This is a genomic window from Amycolatopsis mediterranei (assembly GCF_026017845.1).
Taxonomy (GTDB): domain Bacteria; phylum Actinomycetota; class Actinomycetes; order Mycobacteriales; family Pseudonocardiaceae; genus Amycolatopsis; species Amycolatopsis mediterranei.
In genome coordinates, this window is the sequence record NZ_CP100416.1 from 6342099 (window position 1) to 6365745 (window position 23647).

The 23647-nt window shown below is 71.7% G+C and carries 22 protein-coding genes; 11 read left to right on the plus strand and 11 right to left on the minus strand.

The genetic code is table 11. The annotated features are described in order from the left end of the window. Nucleotides 1-124: 124 nt before the first annotated feature. Nucleotides 125-454, minus strand: coding sequence for a trypco2 family protein (locus tag ISP_RS27825; protein WP_013227275.1), 330 nt, complete (start codon nt 452-454; stop codon nt 125-127). A gap of 211 nt (nt 455-665) precedes the next feature. On the opposite strand from ISP_RS27825, the gene ISP_RS27830 reads away from it, so the two are divergent. From ISP_RS27830 to ISP_RS27865, 8 genes are all read left to right on the plus strand, one after another. Continuing rightward, a complete protein-coding gene (locus tag ISP_RS27830; protein WP_013227276.1) occupies nt 666-2852 on the plus strand; it encodes a hypothetical protein in 2187 nt (728 codons plus the stop codon). A gap of 313 nt (nt 2853-3165) precedes the next feature. Next, nucleotides 3166-4176, plus strand: a complete 1011-nt coding sequence (locus ISP_RS27835; RefSeq protein ID WP_013227277.1) for an Acg family FMN-binding oxidoreductase — start codon at nt 3166-3168, stop codon at nt 4174-4176. A 13-nt stretch (nt 4177-4189) separates the two neighbouring features. Beyond that, nucleotides 4190-4429 carry an SHOCT domain-containing protein gene (locus tag ISP_RS27840; RefSeq protein ID WP_014467266.1) on the plus strand — a complete coding sequence of 80 codons (240 nt, stop codon included), beginning with the start codon at nt 4190-4192 and terminating at the stop codon, nt 4427-4429. A gap of 109 nt (nt 4430-4538) precedes the next feature. Then, entirely contained in the window at nt 4539-4949 is a 411-nt protein-coding gene (locus tag ISP_RS27845; protein ID WP_013227279.1) for an ArsR/SmtB family transcription factor, read from the plus strand. Continuing rightward, nucleotides 4946-6601, plus strand: coding sequence for a SulP family inorganic anion transporter (locus ISP_RS27850; RefSeq protein ID WP_013227280.1), 1656 nt, complete (start codon nt 4946-4948; stop codon nt 6599-6601). The genes ISP_RS27845 and ISP_RS27850 overlap by 4 nt, the downstream gene beginning before the upstream one ends. A gap of 245 nt (nt 6602-6846) precedes the next feature. Beyond that, entirely contained in the window at nt 6847-7443 is a 597-nt protein-coding gene (locus ISP_RS27855; RefSeq protein ID WP_013227281.1) for a DoxX family membrane protein, read from the plus strand. Nucleotides 7444-7692: 249 nt separating this feature from the next. Then, on the plus strand, nt 7693-7857 hold the full coding sequence (locus tag ISP_RS27860) for an alcohol dehydrogenase catalytic domain-containing protein (RefSeq protein WP_230468955.1): 165 nt from the start codon (nt 7693-7695) through the stop codon (nt 7855-7857). After that, nucleotides 7787-8119 carry a zinc-binding dehydrogenase gene (locus ISP_RS27865; RefSeq protein ID WP_265049864.1) on the plus strand — a complete coding sequence of 111 codons (333 nt, stop codon included), beginning with the start codon at nt 7787-7789 and terminating at the stop codon, nt 8117-8119. Before ISP_RS27860 ends, ISP_RS27865 begins: the two co-directional genes overlap by 71 nt. On the opposite strand, the gene ISP_RS27870 is transcribed toward ISP_RS27865, so the two are convergent. The 3 genes from ISP_RS27870 to ISP_RS27880 form a co-directional block, all read right to left on the minus strand. Next, the gene (locus ISP_RS27870; RefSeq protein ID WP_013227282.1) at nt 8028-8540 is read right to left on the minus strand and encodes a universal stress protein; all 513 of its coding nucleotides are present in this window, start codon (nt 8538-8540) and stop codon (nt 8028-8030) included. The two genes, ISP_RS27865 and ISP_RS27870, sit on opposite strands and share 92 nt — an antisense overlap. 6 nt (nt 8541-8546) lie before the next feature. Continuing rightward, on the minus strand, nt 8547-8786 hold the full coding sequence (locus ISP_RS27875) for a hypothetical protein (RefSeq protein ID WP_013227283.1): 240 nt from the start codon (nt 8784-8786) through the stop codon (nt 8547-8549). 387 nt (nt 8787-9173) lie between these two features. Continuing rightward, on the minus strand, nt 9174-10160 hold the full coding sequence (locus ISP_RS27880; protein ID WP_014467269.1) for an Acg family FMN-binding oxidoreductase: 987 nt from the start codon (nt 10158-10160) through the stop codon (nt 9174-9176). Between the two features lie 161 nt (nt 10161-10321). On the opposite strand from ISP_RS27880, the gene ISP_RS27885 reads away from it, so the two are divergent. Further along, nucleotides 10322-10786, plus strand: coding sequence for a universal stress protein (locus tag ISP_RS27885; protein ID WP_013227285.1), 465 nt, complete (start codon nt 10322-10324; stop codon nt 10784-10786). A 62-nt stretch (nt 10787-10848) separates the two neighbouring features. Here ISP_RS27885 and ISP_RS27890 read toward each other — a convergent pair whose 3' ends face one another. The 6 genes from ISP_RS27890 to ISP_RS27915 all read right to left on the minus strand — a co-directional run bounded on the left by ISP_RS27890 (nt 10849) and on the right by ISP_RS27915 (nt 20210). Beyond that, a complete protein-coding gene (locus ISP_RS27890; protein ID WP_013227286.1) occupies nt 10849-13512 on the minus strand; it encodes a cation-translocating P-type ATPase in 2664 nt (887 codons plus the stop codon). Between the two features lie 2 nt (nt 13513-13514). Continuing rightward, nucleotides 13515-14231 (minus strand): hypothetical protein, encoded by a 717-nt coding sequence (locus ISP_RS27895; RefSeq protein WP_013227287.1) that lies wholly within the window; start codon nt 14229-14231, stop codon nt 13515-13517. Next, complete coding sequence (locus tag ISP_RS27900) at nt 14228-14611, minus strand: hypothetical protein (RefSeq protein ID WP_013227288.1); 384 nt, start codon at nt 14609-14611, stop codon at nt 14228-14230. Before ISP_RS27900 ends, ISP_RS27895 begins: the two co-directional genes overlap by 4 nt. Nucleotides 14612-14615: 4 nt before the next feature. Next, on the minus strand, nt 14616-15701 hold the full coding sequence (locus ISP_RS27905; RefSeq protein WP_013227289.1) for an acetate/propionate family kinase: 1086 nt from the start codon (nt 15699-15701) through the stop codon (nt 14616-14618). Between the two features lie 14 nt (nt 15702-15715). Further along, a complete protein-coding gene (locus tag ISP_RS27910; RefSeq protein WP_013227290.1) occupies nt 15716-18343 on the minus strand; it encodes a bifunctional acetate--CoA ligase family protein/GNAT family N-acetyltransferase in 2628 nt (875 codons plus the stop codon). Nucleotides 18344-18515: 172 nt separating this feature from the next. After that, nucleotides 18516-20210: a sensor histidine kinase gene (locus ISP_RS27915; RefSeq protein WP_049878257.1), complete on the minus strand. Its 1695-nt coding sequence runs from the start codon at nt 20208-20210 to the stop codon at nt 18516-18518. Nucleotides 20211-20394: 184 nt separating this feature from the next. Between ISP_RS27915 and ISP_RS27920 the strand changes: the two genes are divergently transcribed. Next, entirely contained in the window at nt 20395-21387 is a 993-nt protein-coding gene (locus ISP_RS27920) for an Acg family FMN-binding oxidoreductase (protein ID WP_265049865.1), read from the plus strand. Between the two features lie 55 nt (nt 21388-21442). On the opposite strand, the gene ISP_RS27925 is transcribed toward ISP_RS27920, so the two are convergent. Then, on the minus strand, nt 21443-22081 hold the full coding sequence (locus ISP_RS27925) for a response regulator transcription factor (RefSeq protein ID WP_034286123.1): 639 nt from the start codon (nt 22079-22081) through the stop codon (nt 21443-21445). 164 nt (nt 22082-22245) lie between these two features. Here ISP_RS27925 and ISP_RS27930 point away from each other — a divergent pair, with 164 nt between their 5' ends. Next, nucleotides 22246-23640 carry a cytochrome ubiquinol oxidase subunit I gene (locus tag ISP_RS27930; RefSeq protein ID WP_013227294.1) on the plus strand — a complete coding sequence of 465 codons (1395 nt, stop codon included), beginning with the start codon at nt 22246-22248 and terminating at the stop codon, nt 23638-23640. Nucleotides 23641-23647 lie beyond the last annotated feature (7 nt).

Below are 23647 nucleotides of genomic sequence, written 5' to 3' on the forward strand. Positions count from 1 at the left end.
GACGACGGTGCCACCGCCGGTGCCAGGCCCTCAAGCTGCCCACCCGCCGCTGCTCTGATCGCCGGGCTGGTCAGGCCGTCCGGGGCTGACGGCGACCTCACTGGTGCCTCCCCAGCTCAGCCGTTCAGCGTCCGACGTGCCCGGACACCTCACCCGGGCCGGCCTGCCGAGCCTGATCACCCGCGACCAGCAGATCACCGCCGCCGCGGGCGTGCGGGGTCAGCGTCAGCTTCACCTTGTGTGTCCGGCCCTGCGCCACCCCACCCTCGGCGTCGGCGGAAACCAGCCACGCCTTGAACCCCGCCGTCACCTTGGCGTCCCGGCGCATCTCCACCGCGAACTCCAGCTCGATCGGCCCCACCACGAACTCGACATCGCTGCCGGCACCTCGCGCCGCAGCCGCCATCAGCTCATCCCGCACCGAGGCCACCGCATCCGCCAACTCGATCTCCATGCCCCCACAGTTACACCTCGCCCACGACTTGCCACCCGCCCCGGGTGGTTGAGGCAGTCCCACGATCGCCCGGCTGGAGAAGTGAATCCCGGCTGCGCACCGGAATTCCTGGTGCGCAGTCAGTTCCGCCATTCGGCAGCAATCCGTAACGAACCGGCTGCGCACCGCGAACCCTAGGGGAGAACATTGCGAAACCTCGGAAGCAGGTGCGATGTACGAGAAATTCGCTCAGTGGATCAGTGAGCACAAGGAATTCGCCCAAGCGGTGGCGAAGCTGTTGCTCGACCCCGATGGCGCGTCCTTCCCCACCACCAAGACCGCAGCGGTCGACGAGCCCACCCAGATTTTCCTGAAGTACCGCGCGGAATACCTCGACCAGGGGCGCGAGTTTCTCGTGGCGGTCGCCGGTGCCGAGGTCGGCCGCGAAGCCCGGCAGGAGCTGCTGGTCGCCTCCGAGGCCGACGCACACCTGTTCCACAATGCGGCGGTGCTCTGGCTCGAGGACAACCCGGGCACCGTCATCAAGAACGTCCTGGACTACGAGGAGTGCCTCAAGGCGCTCTGGTTCGACGAGGTGCTGCGCGCCGGCACCGCGCGCGCCAAGACGATGTCCAACCGCGAGAAGGCGTTGCGGCTCTACTGTTTCGGCGCCGACCGCGACACCCCACTGCCCATGGGCGACAACGGCCTCGCCGCAGCTCGACTGCTCAGCCACGTCTCGCTCGGCAAGGTCATCGCCCGGGACAGGACCCGGTTCCACGACGACGGTGCCATCCGCGTGCACCCCGGCTTCTGGGGCCTGTTCCTGTTCTCCCCCGTGAACAAGAGCCACCGCGGCAACTTCCGGGTGGAACAGGACAGCGCCGAGGAGCGCTGGCTGAACGAATTGCCTGCGCTGGCCATCGAGCCCAAGCTGGTGCACGACGCACCGCGGGGCCAGTTCCAGGTCTACGAGCGGGTGCCGCGACCGTTCCTGGACACCGCGCTCACCCCACCTGGGGTGTTCCTGCACCGCTCCCGCGCGCACGGCCGCGACGACTTCCTCGTCCGGGTCGCCGGCACCGACAGGGGCACCCGCAAGGTCATGGTCACCTGCACCAAGGGCGTGGGCCTGCAGCCGGACTGCCTGCCCCGGGACATCGCCGTGCGGGTCTCGGGCGTCAAGGAGTTCACCTCGGCGTTCGAGAAGGCCACCACCACCAACCTCCCCTTCACCTACCCCGTCGCCGGCCAGAACGAGGGCGACTCCAGCTGGCGCAACATGGGCTTCTGCCTGGTGCGCGGCGACGACAGCGACGAGATCGCCACCGTCGACTTCGCACACTTCCGCGAGCTCTACGAGAAGGCGGCCGAACACAGGCTGCGCGACAGCGTCGGGGGTTTCGTCGAGCCGTTCGTGTGCGTCGAGCTGAACTGCCTGCCGCACAACGTAGAGCGGATGCCCGAGGTCGCGGCCGCGGTGGAGAAGAAGGGGATCAGCTGGCCGGCCCAGGTGGTCACCGTCTCCGACCGTGAGACCAGCCTCCGGCTGACCAAGCAGGGCACCGACCAGGACTACGACTACCGCGCCCCCGCCCTCGAGCTGCTCGAGTGGGAGCGCGTCTACGCCGGCTCGGCTTTCCCCGCAAAGCTCCAGGAGGTCATCCACAAGGACGTCGAAGACCTGATCTCGACGATGACGACGGCCATCGAACGGCTGATCCCCAAGGAGGAAGCGCGGAGCTGGGTGGACGCGCTGCCCGCAAAGCGGGCCCTGCTGGAGCGGCGGGCGCTGCTCGCGGCGCGGGTCATCAGCTCGGCCCTGGCCAGCTGGACGGTGTTCGTCGAGAACGGCCTGGCCTCGGACACCTACACCGGCTCGTTCTCCGGCCGCAACTTCAACAGCGGCCCCCGCGACTCCAACGAATGGGGCCCGTTCAGCCGCGGCTCGGTCCGCTCTGACCACCAAGCCCCCGCGGGCGAAGGCAAGTATTGCGGGCACGTCGACCTCGGCAACCTCGCCGAGACCCTCGGTATGCCCGGCAGCAGGGTGTTCGCCGCCGTCGGCCTCACCCAGGGCACGTCGGTGCCCTCCCTGCGCGCGGTGGAGAAGTCCGATGGGAGTGACGAGGATTTCAACACCCTGCGGGACCTGGACTTGCTGTGGACGGAGTCGGCCCTCTACCGCCTGGCCATCGAGCTCGGCCAGTTCTTCCGCCAGGCCAAGGTGAAGCTCGACGAGATCGCGCAGACCAGGGCCAAGGAGGTCTGGGGTACTGACCTGCCGATCGACGAGCAGGTCGTCGTGCAATTCCGCGCCGCGCTGGAGTCGCTGGGCAAGGCCGCCGCCGAGACCGAAGGCAGACAGCCCACCCCGGTACTGCCTCTGTTCTACGACCTCCTGCCCAAGAAGGTCTGATCCCCCGGTCGCGCACCACCCAGCCGGGCGGTGCGCGGCCTCAGGCTCGGCGGGCCGGCGCGACGGACAACCACCCGAACGCCCGGCCCTTCCGACGCCACTCCCCGGATCGCGCCGACGCCGACCCGTGGCCGGAAGCGCACCCGCTCACCGCGACCGGGACACCGCGGGAGTCGATCCTGCGGGCGGCGGCGTCCCTGCTGACCGAGCACCGAAAGTCCTCCGCCCAGAGGCATTCCGGCCCTCCCACGGGCCCGCCGCGCGGTGCCAGGGTCATAGCGGAAGAACACCCCGAACCCGAGGCAGGCCGACGATGGAGCGAGGATTCCCGGACGACTACACCGTCAAGACCGCGGTGGCCATGGCGGTCCGCGCGCCGTCCGTCCACAACTCCCAGCCGTGGAACTGGCGGATCGGACACAGTTCCCTGCACCTCTACGCCGACCCGGACCGGCAGCTGCGCGAAACCGACCCCGACGGCCGCGACCTGATCCTCAGCTGCGGCGCGGCCCTGCACCACCTCCGGATCGCCTTCGCCGCGCTCGGCTGGACCGCCGAAGTCCACCGGCTGCCCAACCCGGACGAGCCCGACCACCTCGCGGCGATCACGCTGCAGCAGCACGAGCCGTCACAGGACGAGGTCGCGATGGCCGCTGCGATCCCCCGGCGCCGCACCGACCGGCGCCGGCTCAGCTCGTGGACCATGCCGCGCGGGCACGTCGAGGCCATGGCCAAGGCCGCGGCGCTGGAAGGCACCCTGCTGCAGGTCGCCGAGAACTCGGCGCGCTACCACCTGGCCACCGCGATCGAACAAGCCGCCGACCGGCACGCGCGCAACCCCGCCTACCGCACCGAGCTCGCGGCCTGGAGCGGCCGCCACGCGGCACCGGACGGCGTCCCGGCCCGCAACACCCCGGCGCCGGACGACACGCCGGGTGCGTTGCGGACGCGCTCGTTCGCCGACCCGCTGCTCACCCAGCCGCCCGACGCCAAGGCCGAGGACGACGAGACCGTGCTACTGGTCCTGAGCACCGCCTCCGACGACCGGATGTCGCGGCTGCGCGCCGGCGAGGCGACCAGCGCCGCTTTGCTGACCGCCACCGCGTTCGGCCTGTCTTCGTGCCCGCTCACCGAGCCGCTCGAACTCCCCGACGTCCGCGACACCGTCACCGAACGGGTCACCGGCGGGTCGTTCCCGCAGATGGTCCTGCGCATCGGGTGGGCGCCCGCCAACGCCGACCCCTTGACCGCGACCCCACGCCGCGATCTCGCCGACGTGCTGCAGCCGCTCGAAGCTCCCCCGAAGCACTTCCAGGCACGCTAGAAAGGACCCGGTCATGCCGTACTGGTATCACTCCGGAGCCATGGGCTGGTTCGGCGGCGTCGGCATGGTCGTGCTGATGGCGCTCGTGCTCGCCGCGCTGGTCGCCCTCGTCGTCGTCCTCGCACGTCGGGCACCACAGCTGCCGGGGCAGGGTGGTACCGCCCGGCGGATCCTCGACGAGCGGTTCGCCCGCGGCGAGATCGACCAGGAAGAATACGAACGCCGCCGCGACGCGCTGACGCGGGCGAAATGACCGAACGTCTCTTCCTCGCTGGACACCGGACCGGCTCAGACGGCCCGCTGACCACCCGCCGGCCTCCTGGATTGATGGATTGATAGAATCATCAAACCAGGAGGTGCCGATGCCCACCCGAGCCCGTGCGACCGAGCCGCTGTACCGGATCAAAGCCGATCTCTTCAAGTCCCTGGCCCACCCGATCCGGATCCAGGTGCTCGAGGTGCTGGCCGCGGCCGGCGAGGAAGGCACGCCGGTCACCCGGCTGCTCGAGGTGACCGACTGCGAAGCGTCGCACCTGTCCCAGCACCTCGCCGTGCTGCGCCGCACCGGCGTCGTCACCTCGACCCGCACGGGCAACGCCGTCGAGTACTGGCTCGCCCAGCCGCTCGTCGCGGAACTCCTGGTGGTGGCCCGGGCCTTCCTGCTGTCGAGCCTGAGCGCGGACTCCGGCCGGCTCCAGGCCGCCCGCGAACTGCCGCCGCTGCCAGGCGCCAGCCCGCAGGCCGTTCTCGACGCGATCGCGGCCAGGGCGTGAGCCGCCTCGCGAACACCCGGGAGCTGCTCCCCGGCCGGGCCGACTACGACCTGCGCGCGCCGGTGCTGCGCGCGGACCTGCTCGCCGGCCTCACCGTCGGAGTCGTGGCCCTGCCCCTGGCGCTGGCCTTCGGCATCAGCTCGGGCGCCGGCGCCGCGGCCGGGCTCATCACCGCCGTGGTGGCCGGGATCGTCGCCGCGGTGTTCGGCGGCTCGCCGGTCCAGGTCTCCGGCCCGACCGGGGCCATGGCCGTCGTCCTGGCGCCGATCGTGGCCGTCCACGGGACGGCGTCGGTGGCACTGGTCTCGATCCTCGGCGGCGTGGTCGTGCTCGTCGCGGGCGCGGCGCGGCTGGGGAGGCTGGTGGGCTACCTGCCCTGGCCGGTCGTCGAGGGCTTCACGCTCGGCATCGCCTGCATCATCTTCCTCCAGCAGATCCCCGCGGCCGTCGGGACCGCCGCACCCGCCGGCCGGAACCCGCTGCCGGCCGCGGGAGCCGCGCTCGCGGGTGCCGGCGGCGCGGTGGTGGGCTGGACGGTGGCGACGGTCGCCGTCGTGGTGGCCACCATGCTCCTCCTGCCGAAGCTGCACCGCGGGATTCCGGCCTCGCTGGTGGCGGTGGCCGTGGCGACCGTCGCGGCCGAGGTCACGCACGCTCCCGTGCCCCGCATCGGGCACCTGCCGAGCAGCCTGACCCCTGCGCTGCCGCACTTCAGCTTCGGCGTGGTCCACGACCTCGCCGGGGCGGTCGTCGCCGTGGCCGCGCTGGCGGCCATCGAATCCCTGCTGTCCGCCCGGGTGGCCGCGACGATGACCCGCGGCGGCCCGCCGGTGGCGCCCACCCGCCCGGACCGCGAGCTCGTCGGCCAGGGCCTGGCCTCGATCGTCAGCGGCCTGTTCGGCGGAATGCCCGCGACCGGCGCGATCGCCCGCACCGCCGTCAACGTCCGCTCCGGGGCGCGCACGCGGCTCGCCGCCATCGTGCACGCCGTCGTGATCCTCGCGGTGATCTACGCCGCCACCGGGCTCGTCTCCCGGATCCCCCTCTCCGCCCTCGCCGGCGTCCTGCTGGTCACCAGCCTCCGGATGGTGCCACCGGCCGCGATCCGCGAAGTCGTCCGCGCGAGTCGTTCCAGCGCGATCACGTTCGCCGTGACCGCGCTCGTCACCGTCGCGGCCGACCTCATCCTCGCGGTCGAAATCGGTTTGCTCGTCGCCGCGTTCTTCGCGCTGCGCCACCTTGCCCACGCCGCCCGCGCCCGGCGCGACACCCTCCCCGGCCCGGCCGCCGACGGCGACGAGCACATCGCCGTCTTCCGCTTCGAAGGCGCCATGTTCTGGGGCGCTTCGGAACGCGTCGCCGCCGAGATCGCGGCCGCGGCCGACGACGTCCTCGTCGTCATCCTGCGGTTGTCCCGCCTGCACATCCTCGACGCCACCGGCGCGAAAGCACTGGGCGAGACCGTCGAAGAACTCGAAGCCCGGGGTATCGCGGTCCTGCTCAAAGGCGTCCAGGACCACCACCAGCACCTGCTGACCACCACCGGCGCCCTCCGCGCCGGCGGCCACCTCTTCACCAGCTTCGACGACGCGGCCGCGCACGCGCGCGCCCACGTCCGGCGCGTCACCGCCGCGCCGGGTCAGGCTCGCTGAGCCGGTTCGGCGAATCCTGCGGCCGGCGCGCGACCAGGAGTTCGGGGGCCGGGATCAGCCTGCGGTCGGTGCCGAAGCCGCTCCCGGCGCGAAGCTTCCGCCCCGGTTCGGAGGAGCTTCGGTCCGTTCCGCGTGGTCCCCGGCAACCGGCGTCCAAGGGCCTCCCGGCCGGGGACCTTCGGCCCCAGAACTTCCCCTGGCACCGGCCGAAACTGACCCCAGCACCAAAAGACTGGAGGCTCCCCATGTCCATCCGACCGGATGAGAAGAAGACCACCTCGGTTCGCCGGGGTACCGAACCGGCGCCGATCCCCGATTTCACCGCCGGCCCCACCGTCGCCGGGAAGTCCCTGGCCGTCCTGCGCGTCGCGACCGGGTTCGTGTTCCTGTGGGCGTTCGTGGACAAGCTGTTCGGCCTGGCCTACGCGACCCCGGCGAAGGGCGCCTGGATCAGCGGCGGCTCGCCGACCAAGGGCTTCCTCAGCGGCGTGCACGTCGGCCCCTTCGAGTCGATGTTCCACGCCTGGGCCGGCACCTGGTGGGCCGACACGCTCTTCATGCTCGGCCTGGCCGCCGTCGGCATCGCCGTGATCGCCGGGATCGGACTGCGGCTGAGCGCCGCCGCCGGTGCGCTGATGATGCTCATGATGTGGGCCGCCGAGTGGCCGTTCGCCCTCAGCACCAGCACCGGCGCAGCGACGCACTCGACCAACCCGGTCATCGACTACCACATCATCTACGCCCTCGTCCTGATCGTGCTGGCCGCAGCGGCGGCCGGGAACACGTGGGGACTCGGCCGGCGCTGGGCCGCCCTCGTCGGCGACCGCACGTGGCTGCGCTGACCACACCGCCCCAGGGCGCCCGCCGACGGGCGGGCGCCCTTTCGCCTGTCAGAAAGAAGGCACTCGTCTACGACGGCCCCGGCCGGCGCAGCTGGACCGACCACAACGACCCCGAACTGACCGCGCCCACCGACGCGATCGTCCGGATCGACGCGGTCACCATCTGCGGCACCGACCTGCACATCCTCAAAGTGCGACGTCCCCGAGGTCGAACGCGGCCGCATCCTCGGCCACGAAGCGGTCGGCACCATCGTCGAGGCCGGCTCCGCGGTGACCACCGTCAAGACCGGCGACAAGGTTCTGGTCTCCTGTATCTCCGCGTGCAGGCGCTGCGAACATCGCGGTGGACAAGGAACCGGCTCGCCTCGACGCGGCGAAGTCCTTCGGCGCGGACCTGATGGTGCAACCCGGTGAAGCGGCGGCCGCGGTGGCCGAGGCCAGCGGCGGGTTGGGCGCGGACGTCGCCATCGAAGCAGTCGGCGTCCCGGAGACGTTCGAAGAAGCGGCGTGTCCGGCCCGCCGCAAAGTGGGTTCGGTCGACATGACCGAACCCACTTTGCGGCGGCTGGGCATCTTGCCCTCCTTCACAGCAGCGGTCCGGGGTAGTAGCTGCCCGCAGGTTCCGGCGCCGCCGCCGTTTCCTTCTCCGGCTCCGGGACCGTCCGCGCCGGGATGACCACCACCGGGCAGCGCGCCTCACGCAGGCAGTGCTCGGCGACCGAACCGACCAGCAGCTTCAGCAGCCGGCCGCGGCCGTGGCTGCCGAGCACCAGCATCGCCGCGGTCTTCGACGCCTCCTCCAGGGCCACCGCGGCCGAGTGCTCGACCAGCTCGGCCCGGACGGCCACACCCTGGTGTTCCGCGCGCACTTCGCCGACGACCTCTTCGAGCTGACGCCGCTCCCGGTCGGCGACCGTCTCCGGCGATCCGGCGACCGCCGCACCGAGGTCGGCGACCGGCTCGAACGACCACGCCCGCAGCGCGACGACCTGGCGGCCGCTCTGCGTGGCCTCCGACACCGCCCAGCGCAGCGCGGCCACGCTCGCCGCCGAATGGTCCACGCCGACGACGATGTCGCCCTGGCTTGCCATTGTCATGGGGATTCACCTTCTCCTGCTCTCAAGAACGGGCTTGCGCTCGCTGACCTGCTGGGCCGACTCCCCTCGCTGCCGCGCGTAGGTTTGCGAGCCGACGGAGGCGGCGACCGGCAGCGCGGCGAGCGCGAGGAGCGCCACGAAGATCAACAGCCCGGCCTGGAACCGGTCCGAGGGCCGCGCCACCGACCCGCGGCGGGGCAGCACGGTGCGCCACATCCGCGCGATCGAAGTCGACGAGGTGCTCATGGGTCCTGCCCTCTCCGGCCGGAAGTCCTGGCTACGACCAGGATCACCGATTTCCGGCGCCGCCCGAAGAGGAATTGGACCCGGCGTGCGGGGACCGGCCCACTTTCCTCGCGAGGCCCTCCGACGACGCGCAAAGGACTTAGGACCCTGTACCGCAGCCGGTGGTCGGAGACCCCACGGAACGCCGGCCACGGATTCACCACGATGCCGGTGGCCGACGGCGACGGGCGGCTGCTCGGCCTGCTGTCCGAAGTGGACATCCTGCGGGACCCGGTCCCGCCCCGGCGATCCCGGCACGGGCGTGATGCGCGACGGCGGGCACGTCGTCGGCATGGTGACCTTCCAGGACGTGCTGCGCGTGCGCACCGGCATCCGGCGAGGCCACGCTCAGCTCGCCGGCACATCCCGCCCGGCGCGGTGGGTAAGCACGTCCTCGATCGGGCGGCGGGCCGTGAGCCGGGTCGGCGAGCCGTAGCCGATGCGCAGCAGCGTGTGCGGCTGCCCCAGCCCGGCGAAGATCCGGCCGAGCGCCTCCCGGGTCCGCGGGGTTTCGAACGGCTGGGACAGGAAGGACGTCGCCAGGCCTTCGACGGTCGCGGTCAGCAGCACCCGCTGCATCGCCATCCCGGCCCGGACCTCCGCGTGCGGGCCCCGATCCCGGGTCAGGACCACGCCGAGCAGGGGCTCCTGCTCGTACTCGCGCGGCGGCAGGTTCTCGTTTTCGTGCGACGCGCGCAACGTCACGACCCCCGGCCCGTACGGGGGCGGCCCGGACGCGATCCGCGGCACACCGTCGGGGCTGTCGGGCTCCCGGTGGGTCCAGAACGCCGCTTCCGCACGGAAGGCCGGATCGTCCGACTGCAGCGTCTCGGCCTGCCGGACCAGCGACGCCACCGTGCTGTACCGGCCGGACACGTTGAGGTACTCGACCTGCCCACCTTCCTGCAGTGCCGCGGACTTCAGCGCGGTCCGCGCCGCGGACGGCACCTCCTTGTCCAGCATCGGACGGCGGTTGGTGTGCCGGCGGAACACGGCTTCGGCGAGCTTGCGCTCCGCCGCGGTGCCCTTCTGGTTGCCGTCGAGCCGGATCACCGCGACCAGGTCCGGCTCGGCCGGGTCCGGCAGCATCCGCACGATCGCGGCGAGCCCGTTGGCCCGCAGGCAGATGACGAGGTTGAACGCGGCCGCACCGCAGGCGAGCCGGGCTTCGCGCCCGTGCGGGTCGGCGATGTCCAGGACGCGGTCGCGGTCCAGCCAGATCTCGATCACCTCGTGCTCGACGACGAACCGCCAGGGCTGGGTGTTGTGCGGTGAGGGCGCGCGCACGGCCGAGGCGAGGGCTTGGTCGAACACGGCGGGCAGTGGTCGGCTCATCACGGGCTCCGGGTCACTGGGGGGCGAACACACAGCTTCACCGGTAGCCCCGCCCGGCCACCGGAGCACAAAGTCCCCGGCTCCGGCGGAATTCGGCCCCTACCGGCGTTCGCGGGGGTGGCTCACGATCGCGTGACACCGAAGAGAAAGTGAGACCGGCCATGACTTCGCCGAAACCGCACACGGGCCGCGCAATCGTCGTCGGGACGGACGGCACCCCCCGCGGCGACGCGGCCTTGAGGTGGGCGCTCGAGGTGGGCGCGCACGCCGGGGACGTTGTCCGCGCGATCCTGGTCCGGCCCCGGGACTCGCTGCTGCCGGGCACATCCTTCGCGATCCAGCCGCACGGCCGAGTGCCGGAGGCGGACTACTCGCTGGACGACCACATCGCCGGCTTGAGCGTCGACACGACAGCGTCGGTCGAAACCCGCACGGTCCACGGCGACCCGGCGACCGAACTGGTGACCGCATCGGCCGACGCGGACCTGCTGGTGCTGGGCACCCACCGCGGCGGCGCGCTGACCGATCTGGTGCTGGGCAGCGTCGGGCGCGAGTGCGTCCGGTTCTCCCGCTGCCCGGTCGTGGTCATCACCCCGGAGGCGGCCCACCGCCTCCTCCCGGCCTGAGCCAAATCCTGCCTCACCACGCGGAAAGCCTCCGGTTGACCGGCTCCGGAGGCTTCCCGCGTTCAGTGCCGACGGGTGGCCCAGCGGAACAGTTCGTCCGCGCCCCACACCAGGACCGGCATCGGCAGCATCAGCGCGATCACCCACGCCGGCAACGCCGCCGTCCCGAACAGCGACTGCAGCGGCGGCAGGTAGATCAACGCCGCCGCGAAGACGAGCTCGAACACGATCCCGCCCAGCAGGAGCCGGTTCGTCGTCAACCCCACGGCCCGCAGCGACACCCGCTCCGTGCGGGACGCGAACGCCGTGCCGATCTGGCAGAACACGATCGCCGCGAAGCTGGCCGTCGTCGCCTGGAGGTACGCGTGGTGCAGCGAGGCTCCGGCCGAGACGTCCGCGCCCGGGTGCCAGCCCGCCGCCGCCAGCACCGCGAAGAACGCTCCCAGCACCAGGATGCCGGACAGCAGGCCCATGATTCCCCACGCCCGCCCCAACATCCGGCCCGTGACCACGCCTTCGGAACGGCGTCGCGGCCGGCGGGACATCAGGCCGGGCTCCGCGGGCTCGCGACCCAAAGCCAGCGCCGGCAGGGTCTCCGTGCCCAGGTCGATCGCGAGGATCTGCAACACCGTCAGCGGCAGCGGGATCATCCCGCCCGACACCGCGAACAGCAGGAACGGCAGCACTTCCGGCACCGCGTGCGCGAAGATGTACAGCACGAACTTCCGGACGTTGTCGAAGACGCGCCGCCCTTCCCGGACACCCGCGACGATCGTGGCGAAGTTGTCATCGGTCAGCACGACCGTCGCCGCTTCCTTGGCCACGTCCGTGCCGCCGACGCCCATCGCCACGCCGATGTCCGCGCGGCGCAACGCCGGCGCGTCGTTGACGCCGTCGCCCGTCATCGCCACGACCTCGCCACAGTCGCGCAACGCGTCGGCGATGCGCAGCTTGTCCTCCGGCGCGGCCCGGGAGAACACGATCTCGCCGCCGGCGGTGAGCGCTTCGTCGAGAGCCGGTTCCGGCATCCGGGCGAGCTCGTCGCCGCTGATCACCCGGTCCGCGCCGATCCCGACGCGGCGGGCGATCTCCGCGGCCGTCAAGCCGTTGTCCCCCGTCACGACGTGGACCGTGATCCCCGCCGAGTGGCAGTCCGCGACCGCGGCGGCCACCTCCGGTCGCGGTGGGTCGACCAGGCCGACCAGCCCGAGCAGGCACAGGTCCGATTCCGCGTCGTCGCGGCTCCCCGGAACCGACGGCACCTCGCGCCGGGCCACGGCCAGCACGCGCAGCGCCCGGCCCGCCATCTCATCGACACGCTCGATGATCCGCTCCCGCAGTGCTCCCGTCAGCGGCACCTCCGCGCCGGACGCGTCGAGCGCCGAGGTGCACCGCGGCACCACCTGTTCGGGCGCACCCTTGGTCGCCACGAACAGCGAACCACCCACCAAGTCCACCGTGGACATCCGCTTGAGCCGAGGGTCGAACGAGTACAGCGCCTTCCGGACCGCCGGGTCGAGCGCGATCCCGTGGCCGGCCGCGTAGGCCAGCAGGGCCAGTTCCGTCGGATCGCCGCTCTCCGAGGCGAGGTCGGCGGTGCTGCAGCGCGCGAGCGACGAAGCCAGCACTCCGGAGTCGGCCGGCGGCTCGCCCAGCCCGTCCCGGACCTCTTCGACGTGCATCGCGTTGCGGGTCAGCGTTCCGGTCTTGTCGGTGCAGATGACCGTCGTGGACCCCAGGGTCTCCACCGCGGACAGCCGCTTGACCAGCGCGCCCTCCTTGGCCATCGACCGCACCCCGGCGGCCAGCGCCAGGGTGATCGTCGGCAGGAGGCCTTCGGGGACGTTGGCCACGAGCAGGCCGATCGCGAACACGAACGCGGCCGACCACGACAGCCCGGCCAGCCAGCCCAGCGGCAGGAACCCGATGCCGACCACGACGGCGACGCCGGCGATCAGCCAGGCGACCCGGCGCACCTGCCGTTCGAGGGGGCTTTCCTCGCGCCCCACCCGGGCCGAGAGCGAGGCGATCCGGCCGATCTCGGTGTGCCGTCCGGTGGCGTGCACGAGCGCGTGGGCGGCGCCGGCGACGCACACCGTGCCGCTGAAGACGAGCACCGGCGACTCCAGCGGCCGCGTCGCGTCGTCGTGGACGTCGGCCATCCGCGTCACCGGCGCCGACTCCCCCGTGAGCATCGACGCGTCGACGTCGAGAGTGCCTTCCACCAGCCGGGCATCCGCCGGGACGCGGTCGCCCTCGGCGAGCACCAGCACGTCCCCGGGCACGATCTCGGTCGCCGGGACGTGCCGGACGCTGCCGTCGCGCAGCACCGCCGCGCGGTCGGGCAGGTACCGGCCGAGCGCTTCCACGGCCTTCTCCGCCTGCTGCTCCTGGACGAACGCCAGCAGGCCGTTGAGCACGACGACCCCGACGATCGCGATCGCGAGGTTCGTCGTCCCGGCGAACCAGGCGAGGGCCGCCGCGAGCCACAGCAGCAGGGCGAGCGGGTGGATCAGCTGCCGCAGCAGCGCCAGCGGCCATTTCGCCCCGCCGCGGGACGGCAGCGCGTTCGGGCCGCTCACCTGGAGACGGCGGGCGGCTTCGCGGGCGGTCAGGCCGGTGACATCGGTGCGCAGATCCCGCAGCAGACGCGAAACGGGCTCGCGCGCGTCGACCTCCGGAGCGGTGTCAGCGACGGGTCTCGCCGTCCTCAGGTGCATGGTCATCGTCAGGAGTTCCTTCGCTTCGGGGTGGCGAGGCCGACCAGGAGGACGGCTTGCGGGACACCGGGCAGCAGCGATTTCTCGCCGTCGCGCGGCCGGGGCGGGCGGACCGGCAGGGTCCGCGAGGAGAACCCGCGGACGGCCGCCGCGAGCCGGGTCGAGTGCAGTGCGGCGCCGGCCAGGACGTGGTGGCTGCGGCGGTCACCGGGGGTGGTGATCAGCACCGACGAATGGCCGCTGACGTCGGCGCCGAGGTGCGAAAGGATCGGCGCCCACTCCGGGCGGACGATCCGGACGGCCGTGTCCGGCCAGAAGCCGTCCGCGGCCAGCGCGCCCAGGACGGCCAAGCTGACCGGCCGCAGCTGCCCGTCGTCGGTGCCGAGCTTGCGCACCGCCGCGTACCGTGCCCATTCACTGCTGGACGGCGGCCGCGCTCCCCCGACCCGGACGACGACCGCGACGCCCGGGCGATCCGGATCGTCCGGAAAGGTGAACTCGGGTTCGTGGCCCAGTACCCGGACGACGGTCCAGACCGTGGCCAGGGCGGCTCCGCATTCGAGGAGGGCGGCGGTGCCCGCCCGGTCGCGCCGGGCAGGCGGCTCGGTCAGGACGATCTCGTCCGGCCGGATCTCGGCGACGCACCGGTTCGGGCCGAGCCACACCAGCGCGTCGGCGAGCACGGCCCGGGATGAGCGGTCCCACCGGAACCCCGGCGAGGTCATCCGCCGAGGTGTCTCGAGGCCGCCCGGCAGGTGGCCAGGAGCCCTTCGACGTCGATCACGGTGACGCGGCGCTCCAGGCCCGGTGGGACTTCCGCCTGGACGCACGCGTCCGGGGAGACCAGCGCGACCGGCACGTGGTCGCGGATCGCACACACGACGCCGAACTCGCGCGCCGTCAGCTCCGGCTCCCGGCCGCGGACGTCGACGAGCAGGTCCGGCTGAGCGAACGGTTCGTCCAGCGGGCAGCGGCCGCCCACCGCGAGCGCGCGGCAGAGCCCCGCGCGGCTGTGGCAGCGGCTGACCAGGCAGTCGGCGTCACGCAGGGGCTGGACGAGGAAGTCGGCGTCTCCGAAGGACGCTTCGGTCAGCAGGACGTGCATGGCTTCACCTCACGGACACTCGGGCGAGCGCCTCTTCGGCGCCGCGGGCCAGCTCCAGGTCTTCCCGGGGCAGGACGATCAGGGCGGGCACCGGCGAACCGGTCGCGGTGACGATCCGGTCGACGTCGGTGTGCGGCACCTCGCCCGCCCGCAGGGCGAGCACGCCCAGCCCGTCGATGATCGAAGTGATCAGCTCCGGCTGGTGCTCGGCGACGCCGCCGGTGAACACCACCGCGTCCAGCCGCGACAGGCTCATCGCGGCCGCGCCGATTTCGCGGCGGAGCCGGTGCCGGTAGACCTCGAGGGCGACTTCGGCGTCCCGCTCGCCGCGGTTCGCCGCGGCCAGCACCCGGCGCAGGTCGCCGTTGGTGCCGGTCATCCCGGCCAGCCCGGACCGGTGGAACAGCGCGTCGGCCATCTCAGCCGCGCTCATCGGCACCGTCTGCATCACGTGCAGCAGCAGGCCCGGGTCGACCGAGCCGGACCGGGTGGCCATCATGGCCCCTTCGAGCGGCGTGAAGCCCATGCTCGTGTCGACGCCGTGGCCGTCCCGGATCGCCGTCACCGACACCCCGGCACCGACGTGGGCACAGACGATCTGCAGGTCGTCAGGAGCCCGGCCCAGCAGTTCACCAGTGCGATGCAGAGCGTATTGGCACGACAGTCCGTGGAAACCGTAGCGGCGCAAGCGGTTCTGGGCCGTCCACGACCGCGGCAGGGGGTACCGGGCCGCGGCTTCGGGCATCCGGGCGTGAAAAGCCGTGTCGAAGCAGGCCACCACCGGGACCTCCCGCAGCAGCCGGCGAACCGCCCGGGTGACCTCCAGCGACAGCGGCTGGTGATTAGGCGCCAGCGACGTGAGCCGCTCGAGATTCACCAGCAGGGCGTCGTCCACCCTCGCCGGCGCCTTCTGGGCGCCGCCGTGCACGAACCGGACGGCGACGGCGTCCACATCGGACCAGCGGCGGATCGCCTGAGCGACCGCATTCGGGTCGGCCAGGTCCCACGCCGTCCAGCCGACGGCGGTGCCGTCGGCGACGAGCGAGACCTTCATGCTCGACGAGCCCGGGTTCAGGGTCAGGACACGCACGGCTCTCCTCCGATTCAGTCGCGCAGGCGGCGCAAGAACGGGTCGTCGGCTGCCAAGGGCTCGAGGCGGGCACGGACGTCGAGCGCGACGCAGCCGTCCGAGCGCACGCGCACCGGGTTGAGGTCCAGTTCGGCCAGCCCGGGCACCAGTTCGGCGAGCCGGCTGACCTTCAGCAGGACCTCGCGCACCGCCGCCCGGTCCAGCTGCCCCGGCCAGAGCGCCTTCGACGCGCGCAGGCCGTCGAGCAGCAGGTCCGCGTCCGCGCCGGTCAGTGGCGCGAGCCGGGCCGCGTGGTCGGCGATCAGGTCGGTGTCGACGCCGCCGAGGCCGAACACGATCAAGGGCCCGAAAACCGGGTCCGACCGCACGCCGACCAGCAGATCGCGGCCGGGCTCGGCCATCGGCTGCACCGTCACCCCGCGCAGAGCCGGCCCGAAACGCGACCGCAGACTGCGGAAGGCCTCCACGATCCGGTCGGGGCCGTGCACGTTCAGCAGGACACCGCCGCCGGCGGTCTTGTGCAGCAGGCCGTCGGCATCGGCCTTCAGCACGACCGGCGAATCGAGATCGGCGGCCGCGGCGTCCATCGAGTCACCGGCCTCGACGTAGTGCGTCTCCACCATCGGGATGTCGGCCAGCCGCAGCAGCTCGACGGCCTCGGCGGGCGGCAGCCAGCCTTCGCGCCCGGCGGCGAACGCCCGCAGCGCGCCGGGATTTTCCAGCGGAGTCAGGGAATTCCCGGCTTCGGGACGGTTCAGCCACTGCTCGTAGCGGACGAGCCGGGCCAGCACCGCGGCAGCCGCGGCGGGATCGTCGTAGCAGGCGGTGACTCCGGTGCCGGGTACCAGCGGCGCGACCCGGGCCCGTTGGCCGGGCCGGACCGCGAAGACGGTCTTGTACTCCGGCGGGAGCACGGCCGCCAGCGACGTGCCGGGATCACCGACCGCGGTGGGCACGGTCGCGGCGATCACCGCGTCGACACCATCATCGGCCAGCACAGCACGCAGCGCGTCGGCGAATACCTCTGCGGAGACGGCCGCGGTCGTGTCGACCGGATTCCGGACCGCGGCTTCGGCCGGGAGCACCTTCGCGAGCCGCTCGCGAGTGTGCTCGGACAGCTCGGCCATGACCAGGCCTTCGCGCTCGCAGGCGTCGGCGGCCAGCACCCCGGCCCCACCGGCGTTGCTGAGCACAGCCACCCTGGGGCCGCCCGGCAGGAGCTGCCACGACAACCCGGCGATCACATCGACCAGCTCGGCGACGGTGTCCACGGCGATGACCCCGGCCTGCTCGAACAGCGCGTCCCGTGTGACCGCGGGAGTCGCCGCCGCGGCAGTGTGCGAGGCTGCCGCGCGCTGCGCGGTGTCACCACTGCCGGACCGGACGGCCAGGACCGGGCGTGTCCGGGCGAGGCGGCGGGCCAGCCGGCTGAACTTGCGGGGGTTGCCGAAGGATTCGAGGTACAGGACAGCCAGTTCGGTGCGGCGGTCGGCGGCCCACCACATCAGCAGGTCGTTGCCGCTGACGTCGTACTTGTCCCCGGTGGAGACCAACGTGGACATGCCGAGGCCGAGGTCGCCGAGGGATTCCGCGAGTGCGATGCCGACTCCGCCGGACTGGGTGACGACGCCGATGTTGCCGGGCCGCACGCGGCTGCCCAGGAAGGTCAGGTCGTAGGGACAGGCCGGGTCCGTGGAGATGACGCCGAGGCAGTTCGGGCCGACCAGCCGCAGGCCGTACTCACGAGCCGCGGCGTGGACCCGCTCGCCGTGCACCGTGCCGGTCAGGCCCGAGGAGATGATCACGACCGCGCGCACGCCGCGTTTCCCGCACTCTTCGACCGCCTCCGCGGCGGCCGGGGCGGGCAGGCACACCACGGCCAGTTCGGGCGTGCGGCTCAGCACCGCCACCGACGGAACACTCGGCACGCCGAGGATTTCCCCGGCGTGCGGGTTCACCACTTCGACGGGCCCCGGGTAGCCGGACCCGACGAGGTTGGCCAAAACGGCGTGCCCGACCGAACCCGGGCGCCGTCCCGCGCCGATGACGGCGATCGAGGACGGCTTGAACAGGTGGGTCAGGCTGGCCGCGTCGGCGACCAGGTCGCGCTCCAGCACGGCGTCCAAGTAGGCGGCGTCTTCGCCGAGGATCATCACGACGTCCCGTTCGGGGCCGCCGATGCCGGCTTCGAACCGCAGGCCGAGGTCGGCGAAGACGTGGAGCACCTTGGCGTTCTCGGCGAGCACCTCGGCGAGGAACCGCTTCAGACCCGACTTCCGGGCGTGCGAGACGAGGTGCTCCATCAGCAGCGTCGCGACGCCCTGCGTGCGCAGGGCCGCGTCCACGACGAGGGCGACCTCGGCATCGGTGGGATCATTCAGTACTTCGTAGTTCGCTACCCCGACGAGTTCACCGTGCCGGTAGCAACCCACCGCGTAGTGTCCGGGGCCCGGGTCGGCGGCGATCCCGGCAGCCAGTCTGTCCAAACCGGACGGTGCGCCGAAGAACCGGAAATAGGTGTCCCGCTGGGTGAGCCGGGTGTGCAGGGCGAGCACCTCGGCGGTGTCAGCAGGATGCAACGGGCGCACCAGCACCACGTCACCGCCCGCGAGCAGGGCCCGGGAGCCCGCCTCCACGCTCATCGCTTCTCCGCTCCCTCCTCGCGGCGACGACCGCCGCAAGACCAGGAGACCTCGGGGACCGGCGCCCGCGACGCGGCCGGACTACCCGAACCGCGAGGACCTTCGTCACCGAAAACCCAGCCGGGCGAAGGTGCGGGCCGGCGCTATCGCACGCCGGCCGCGGAGGCAACGATCAGCTGACCGGCGCCGACCACTCCACCTTCACGCCCCCGTCAGGGCCGCGCCCGAGGGTGAACGCGCCGCCGACTGCTTCGGCGCGGTCACCCAGGTTGCCCAGCCCGCTCGGCGAGACGTCCTCGGGCAACCCACGGCCGTCGTCGGCCACCACGATCCGCAGCACGTCGTCCTTGACCGCGACCGACACCGACAGCGTCGAGGCCTCCGCGTGCCGCACGGCGTTGCTGACCGCTTCGCGCACGACTGCTTCGGCGTGCTCGGCCAGCTGGGCCGGCACCGTGTCGATCGAGCCGGACATGCTGACCGTCGGGTGCACCGGCGCGTCGTCGGTCAGCTCGGCGATCGCGTCGTGCAACCGGTGCCGCAGCCGCAGGCCGGTCTCCCCCGCGGCGCCGCCGTGCAGGTCGAAGATCGCCGTGCGGATCTCCTGGACGATCTCGTGCATCTGCTCGATGCTGTCCCCGAGCCGCTTCTGCAGCTCCGGGGACTTCGTCCGCCGCTGGGTGCTCTGCATCGACAGCCCGACGGCGAACAGCCGCTGGATCACGTGGTCGTGCAGGTCACGGGCGATCCGGTCGCGGTCTCCCAGCACGTCCAGCTCGCGGGCGGCCCGCTGCTGCGCCGCCAGCTGCAGCGCGAGTGCCGCCTGGTCGGCGAACGACGCCAGGACCGGCAGCTGAGCCGACTCGAACGACCCGGCCCCGGTCTGCCGGGCCGCGATGAGCACGCCGGTCGTCCGGTCCCCCGCCCGCAGCGGGACGACCAGCGCGGGGCCGAAGCGGTGGTCAGGGAGCCGGAGTTCCCCGACATTGCGGGGTGTCCGGTCCTGGTACACCGCACCGGGCACGCTCTCCTCGAGGCCGATGTGCATACCCGACAGCTCCGCGGCCCGGGTGCCGGCGCTGACGGTGACGGTGAGGTCGTCGACGTCGTCGCCCCAGTCCTCGTCGACGTCCAGGCGCCCGGAATTCGGCAGTGCCAGCATGGTGACGTCCGAACCGGTCAGCTCCAGCGCCCGGCTCGCGATCAGGTTCAACGCCTCGGCCGGGTCGGTGCCGCCCAGCAGCTCGGTGGTCACCTCGCTCGTGGCGGCCAGCCACTGCTGCCGCACCCGCGCCTGCTCGTAGAGGTGGGCGTTTTCGATCGCGATGCCGGCCGCCGCGGCCAGCGCCTGCACGACGACCTCGTCGTCGTCGGTGAACGGCTCCCCGTTCTTCTTCTCGGTCAGGTAGAGCCGCCCGAAGACCTCGTCGCGGACGCGGACCGGGACCCCGAGGAACGAGTGCATCGGCGGGTGGTGCGCCGGAAAGCCCACTGACGCCGGGTGGGACGAGATCTCCTCCATCCGCAGCGGCTTCGCCTCGTCGATCACGACGCCCAGTACCCCGTGGCCGGTCGGCAGGTCACCGATGAGCCGGCGGGTCTCGTCTTCGATGCCGACGTAGATGAACTCCGACATGGAACCGTCGTCGGCGAGGACTCCGAGGGCGCCGTACTTCGCCTCGCCGAGTTCTATCGCGGCCAGCACGATCCGCCGGAGCGTGGTGTCCAGCTCAAGCCCGGACGCCACGGCCAGCACCGCGTCGAGCAGACCGTCCATTTTGTCCCGGGTGCCGATGAGCAGCTCGATCCGGTCCTGCAGATCGCGCAGCACCTCGCGCAGCCGCAGGCCGGACAGCGTGCCCGCCATCCGCCGGGACCCGTACTCCGGCTGCCGGCCGGACTCGTTCACCGCCACCTTGCCCACAATCTCACGCATCGTCCGTCGCCGCTGGTGACCTTTTCCCCTTTCGCAGGCCTCCTCGGCGGGAGACGCTCGGGAGAAGCTCAAGGAACCACACAGTGTGCCGCGTGGCGGTGCCCGGGGGGAAACCATGACACCACCGATCACCTCGATCGGCCTACTGGACTCCGATCAGGTGAAGTCCGTGATCGGCGCGGCGGTACTCGCTCCGTCGACGCATAATACGCAACCTTGGCGCTTCCGCTGCACTCCTGCGGGCCTCGAGTTGCACGCCGATCCGGAGCGCGCGCTGCCTGCGGCCGACGCCGACCAGCGGGAACTGCTCCTCTCGTGTGGCGCCGCGCTGTTCAACCTGCGCACCGCCATCCACGCACTGGGCGCCGCCCACCCGGCCACGACACTGCTCCCCCGGCGCGACGACCCCACGCTGCTCGCGGTGGTCCGGCCGTTCGCGGCCCGCAAGCCGGACCGGCGCTTCGTGGAGCTGGCGGACGCGATCCCCCGCCGGCACACCAACCGCACCCCGTTCGAAGCGATCACCATCCCGGCCTCCGTCGTGGCCGAACTGCGCCACGCCGCGGAGGTCGAACAGGCCTGGCTGCCCCGGCTGAACCCGCGGCAGCTGGAACAGCTGCGCGAACTCGTGCACAAGGGTCATCACGCCCAGGTCGCCGATCCGGCCTTCCTCGCCGAGTGGCGCTACTGGACCGCCCGCGACCGGGACAGCCGCGACGGCGTCCCGGAGTACGCGGCCGGCGCGATGCCCTCGGACAACGGTGGCTGGGTCCTGCGGGACTTCGGCTCGCATCCACGCGGCCGAACCGACGACTCCGAGCCGCTGGTCGTGGTGATCGGCTCGTTCGACGACACCCGGATGGACCGGATCCGCGCCGGTCAGGCGATGCAGCGGGTCCTGCTCACCGCGACCGTGGCCGGCCTCGACGCGTCGTTCATCTCGCAGCCGGTCGAGGTGCCCGCAATAAGGACGGAGCTGCGCAGCCTCCTCGGCGGTGGGCTGTGGCCGCAGATCGTTCTGCGCCTCGGCCAGGGTGCGCCCGTACCTTGGACACCGCGGCGCTCTTTGGCCGACGTCTTACTGGAGCCGCACCAGCTCAATGCTTAGCGCCCGATGAACACCGGAAAACGCAGGCGGGGAGCTCCGAAACCGTACGACCGCGTCAGCCGTTCTCTTTGCGCAGCTCGGTGGCGAGAACGGCCGCTTGGGTGCGACGTTCCATGCCCAGCTTGGTCAGCAGCCGGGAGACGTAGTTCTTGACCGTCTTCTCGGCCAGGAACATGCGCTCGGAGATCTGGCGGTTGGTCAAGCCCTCCCCGATCAGCTCCAGCAGCTTCTTTTCCTGGTCGGAGAGGTCGGCCAGCGGTCCCTTCTTGGCCTGGCTGTCGCGCAGCTTGGCCATCAAGGCGGCGGCCGCGTGCGCGTCGAGCAGGGATTTTCCCGCGCCGACCTCCCGGACTGCCGAGACCAGGTCCATGCCCTTGATGTCCTTGATGACGAACCCGCTGGCGCCGGCCATGACCGCGTCGAGCATCGCCTGCTCGTCGGTGTAGCTGGTCAGCATCAGGCACTTGAGCTCGGGCAGCTTCGACCGCAGCTCCCGGGCCAGCTCGATGCCGTTGCCGTCCGGCAGCCGCACGTCCAGCACCGCGACGTCCGGGTTGAGCGCCGGGATGCGAGCCAACGCCTGCGACACGCTGCCGGCCTGTCCGATCACGGTGAGGTGTTCGTCCTCGTCCAGCAGGTCGGCCACCCCACGACGAACCACCTCGTGATCGTCGACGAGAAAAACGCGGAGCATTCCGACCTCCCTGGTCACGGACCTGACGGAGATCAGGGTACGACCGCAAGACCCTCGACAGCAGGGACCCGGGACCGTCCCGGAAGTGACCAAGGACCCTAAACCGGGACGGCCGCCGCACCGGATGCTCACCGGGTAGCCCGCGAACGAGCAGGAGAACCCCGATGAGCGCCCTGGACCTCGCCCGATGGCAGTTCGGGATCACCACCGTCTACCACTTCCTCTTCGTCCCGCTGACCATCGGCCTGTCCTTCCTGGTCGCCGGGATGCAGACGGCCTGGGTGCGCACCGGGAACGACAAGTACCGCCGGATGACGAAGTTCTGGGGAAAGCTGTTTCTCATCAACTTCGCCATGGGTGTGGCGACCGGCATCGTCCAGGAATTCCAGTTCGGGATGAACTGGTCGGACTACAGCACCTTCGTCGGCGACATCTTCGGCGCCCCGCTGGCCATCGAGGGCCTGCTGGCGTTCTTCCTCGAGTCGACGTTCCTCGGCCTGTGGATCTTCGGCTGGGACAAGCTGCCGAAGAAGCTCCACCTGGCCACCATCTGGATCGCCGCCATCGGCACGGTCCTCTCCGCCTACTTCATCCTCGCCGCCAACTCCTGGATGCAGCACCCGGTCGGCTCGATCGTGAACCCCACCACCGGCCGCGCGGAACTGAAGGACTTCGGCGCCGTGCTCACCAACTCGACCGCCGTCGGCGCCTTCGCGCACACCATCACCGCGTGCTTCCTCACCGCGGGGATGTTCGTCGTCGGCATCAGCGCCTGGCAGCTGCGCCGACAGAGGAACGCGGACGTCTTCCGCCCGTCGATGAAGCTCGCACTGGTCACCGTGCTGATCGCCAGCCTCGGCGTCATCGTCACCGGTGACCTGCAGGCGCGGCTGATGACCGAGCAGCAGCCGATGAAGATGGCCGCCGCCGAAGCCCTCTACGACACCGTCGCGCCCGCGTCGTTCTCGCTGTTCACCATCGGCTCGCTCGACGGCTCCCAGGAGAAGTTCAGCATCCGGGTTCCCGGCGTCCTGTCCTTCATGGCCACCGGCACCTTCGACGGCCGCGTCGAAGGCATCAACAACCTCCAGGCCCAGGAACAGCAGGCCTACGGCCCCGGCGAATACCGGCCCGACGTCCCGGTCACCTACTGGACGTTCCGCCTGATGATCGGCTTCGGCTTCCTCTGCCTGCTGATCTCGCTCGTCGGCCTCTGGCTGTTCCGCCGCGGCCGCACCCCGCGCGCCCGCTGGTTCTTCCCCGTCGCGACGGCCGGGCTCGCCCTGCCCTTCCTGGCCAACAGCGTCGGCTGGATCTTCACCGAAATGGGCCGTCAGCCCTGGTCGGTGTTCGGCGTGCTCAAGACCGCCGGCTCGGTGTCCCCCACGGTCCCCGCGAGCAGCGTCCTGACCTCACTGATCGTGTTCACCCTGCTCTACGGCGTCCTTGCGGTCGTCGACGGCGTCCTGATGGTCCGCTACGCCAAGGCCGGTCCGCTGCCACCGGAAGGACCCGCAGCCGAGTCCGACGAGCCGCGCCCCGCGGCCTTCGCCTACTGACGGAGCA

Coding starts and splice junctions, on each gene's coding strand:
- ISP_RS27830 (WP_013227276.1), top strand. CDS start 666: ATGTACGAGAAATTCGCTCAGTGGATCAGTGAGCACAAGGAATTCGCC.
- ISP_RS27895 (WP_013227287.1), bottom strand. CDS start 14,231: ATGACCTCGCCGGGGTTCCGGTGGGACCGCTCATCCCGGGCCGTGCTC.
- ISP_RS27915 (WP_049878257.1), bottom strand. CDS start 20,210: ATGGCGGGCACGCTGTCCGGCCTGCGGCTGCGCGAGGTGCTGCGCGAT.
- ISP_RS27855 (WP_013227281.1), top strand. CDS start 6,847: ATGTCCATCCGACCGGATGAGAAGAAGACCACCTCGGTTCGCCGGGGT.
- ISP_RS27835 (WP_013227277.1), top strand. CDS start 3,166: ATGGAGCGAGGATTCCCGGACGACTACACCGTCAAGACCGCGGTGGCC.
- ISP_RS27925 (WP_034286123.1), bottom strand. CDS start 22,081: ATGCTCCGCGTTTTTCTCGTCGACGATCACGAGGTGGTTCGTCGTGGG.
- ISP_RS27910 (WP_013227290.1), bottom strand. CDS start 18,343: ATGAGCGTGGAGGCGGGCTCCCGGGCCCTGCTCGCGGGCGGTGACGTG.
- ISP_RS27920 (WP_265049865.1), top strand. CDS start 20,395: ATGACACCACCGATCACCTCGATCGGCCTACTGGACTCCGATCAGGTG.
- ISP_RS27880 (WP_014467269.1), bottom strand. CDS start 10,160: ATGAGCCGACCACTGCCCGCCGTGTTCGACCAAGCCCTCGCCTCGGCC.
- ISP_RS27890 (WP_013227286.1), bottom strand. CDS start 13,512: ATGACCATGCACCTGAGGACGGCGAGACCCGTCGCTGACACCGCTCCG.
- ISP_RS27845 (WP_013227279.1), top strand. CDS start 4,539: ATGCCCACCCGAGCCCGTGCGACCGAGCCGCTGTACCGGATCAAAGCC.
- ISP_RS27900 (WP_013227288.1), bottom strand. CDS start 14,611: ATGCACGTCCTGCTGACCGAAGCGTCCTTCGGAGACGCCGACTTCCTC.
- ISP_RS27870 (WP_013227282.1), bottom strand. CDS start 8,540: ATGACAATGGCAAGCCAGGGCGACATCGTCGTCGGCGTGGACCATTCG.
- ISP_RS27825 (WP_013227275.1), bottom strand. CDS start 454: ATGGAGATCGAGTTGGCGGATGCGGTGGCCTCGGTGCGGGATGAGCTG.
- ISP_RS27875 (WP_013227283.1), bottom strand. CDS start 8,786: ATGAGCACCTCGTCGACTTCGATCGCGCGGATGTGGCGCACCGTGCTG.
- ISP_RS27840 (WP_014467266.1), top strand. CDS start 4,190: ATGCCGTACTGGTATCACTCCGGAGCCATGGGCTGGTTCGGCGGCGTC.
- ISP_RS27885 (WP_013227285.1), top strand. CDS start 10,322: ATGACTTCGCCGAAACCGCACACGGGCCGCGCAATCGTCGTCGGGACG.
- ISP_RS27930 (WP_013227294.1), top strand. CDS start 22,246: ATGAGCGCCCTGGACCTCGCCCGATGGCAGTTCGGGATCACCACCGTC.